The following is a 1,857-nucleotide window of genomic DNA, read 5'->3' as shown; positions in this document are numbered from 1 at the left end:
GCCGCAGAAGCTGGCCTACATCGAGGCCATGCTCAACGACCGGCCGCGCAAGATCCTCGACTTCCGGACCCCGCGCGAGGTCTATATGGAAATCGTCGAGGCGGAGTTGCTCAAACGGGCGCCACGGCAAAATCAGGGTGTTGCACTTCAAGGTTGACACCGCCATCCGCGCTGCCAAGGCGCGTACGGCTCGTAGAAATATAGGTTCCTGTGCTGTCTTGGTTGAGTAGCTTCAAATGGAATTTCTGGTTTATTGATTGGGTGTATTAATCATGATTGACATAAAAATTGATCACTATCGTAATCTTGGTATATCGCCCGATGCCGAGGATGTAGTTATTCGTGCTGCTTTCCGTGCATTGGCTCAACGATATCATCCGGATCGATGGCAAGGTGAGCAGGGTTTGGCGAATTCCCGAATGATGGAAATTAATCAGGCTTATGAGATTTTGGGTGATGCTGCGCGAAAAAAGGCGTACGACGAGGAAAGGCGTCTGGCCTCTCTTAGGAGTGCTTTTGATTCCTGTCTAGATCCCGATGTGGAAGCAGCCTTCGATTCTGCGCTTGAGGAGGTCGGGGAGCGTTGGGCTGTTGCTTTGTCTGTCTTTCCGGATTTGGCGCTGCTGCGGAATAATCTGGAAAAGTACTCGCGGGCGCTCGCCTTCTCGTTTGTAACCGTAATTCTTGATTCCAAGAAATTCCAGGATCGTGATGAATTGGCTCGCGAAATGGAACGTCGATTTTTGGAAGTCTATTTTGGATCCGATCATGCTGTTGTTGGTTTTGCGAAGGAATTGATTAATTCTGGGAGGCGTGATGCTGCTTTGCGTTTGAATAAACTCGTTGATGTGATGGGGTCCGATGTTGATTCGGAGCTATTGATTAAAAACGTGGAGCAAGCGTTCGGGGTTTTGCGATCCCGTGAGCAGACTGAAGAAGCGCACAGGCGACGCGAACATCTTTTGAAATTGGTTGCGTTTGTTAATTTTAATTATGCTGACCAATCGATAGAGCTTGCTCGGGCGTTTGGGTATAAGGTCTCAGAAAAAAGTGTCGGGTTTTGGAGTGGCGCTGTTGTGGTGATGTGTGCGCCGAATGGAGAAATTCTTGAATTTAAGGGTTATACCCCGTTCGTGGAGTGGGTAAAGATTAATATCTGCCCTAAGGTCTGATTTTGTAATTTCGTCAGAAATTATTTTCTTATGGCATTTTTGATGAAATTAACTTCAATTTTGCTTTGAGATGTATGATTTTGTTTCGGTGCGCGCTTTTCCTTATCGTCGACGGACTGGCTCGTTTTTCATATGTGCTTCGCTGGCAGTGTCCGGGCTACCCCGTTTTTTTGCTGTGACATTAGCCTGTTTGGAACTGACGCACTTTATTACTGGTTTGGGCAATAGGTCCCATTCGGGTTTGGTACTGCTGGGTATCTTCTTCGGCAGGGCGATTGCATTAGCCCACAGCCGTAACCTGTGGTTGAAGCGCTGAGCACGGCGTCAGGCCGAACAAGCCCTGCAGGTAGTCGTCGCTCCAGCCCATGCGCTTGCGCTTGGTCTTCTGGCTGCCCTTGCCGACGTCCAGCTTGATCTGGTTCTGCGCGATGCGCCGCAGCGTGGCCATGTTGTGTGGGCCGTGGGCGCGCCGGATCAGCCACTCATCTTCCCGGTAATTCACGTCCAGCACCCAGTGGCAATCGTTCTCGATCGACCAGTGCGCCCGGACGGTGGCGTTGAAGGTCTGCGCGTCGAGCACATCGGAGCTGATGTAGTAACGCCAGCTCTGCTGGGCTGGCTCGGCGCCGCGCGCTGCGTAGCGCCCTGCACGCACCTGTTGGCGCATGGACTGCACGCAGGCCAC

Annotated in this window: 2 protein-coding genes; one reads left to right on the top strand and one right to left on the bottom strand. The window is 51.6% G+C overall.

The features are described 5' to 3' along the window. Positions 1 to 272 precede the first annotated feature (272 nt). Entirely contained in the window at positions 273 to 1,172 is a 900-nt protein-coding gene (locus AACH11_RS24700) for a J domain-containing protein (RefSeq protein ID WP_341376954.1), read from the top strand. A gap of 280 nt (positions 1,173 to 1,452) precedes the next feature. Here the strand turns inward: AACH11_RS24700 and AACH11_RS24695 are convergent. After that, positions 1,453 to 1,857: ISAs1 family transposase (locus AACH11_RS24695; protein ID WP_341376953.1), on the bottom strand; the 405-nt coding region annotated here is incomplete at its 5' end.

Origin of the sequence: Pseudaquabacterium rugosum, from assembly GCF_038066575.1 — a bacterium.
GTDB classification, from domain to species: Bacteria; Pseudomonadota; Gammaproteobacteria; order Burkholderiales; family Burkholderiaceae_C; genus Pseudaquabacterium; species Pseudaquabacterium rugosum.
Note: the sequence above shows the minus strand (reverse complement) of the source record. Positions and strands in the feature narration are given on the sequence as shown.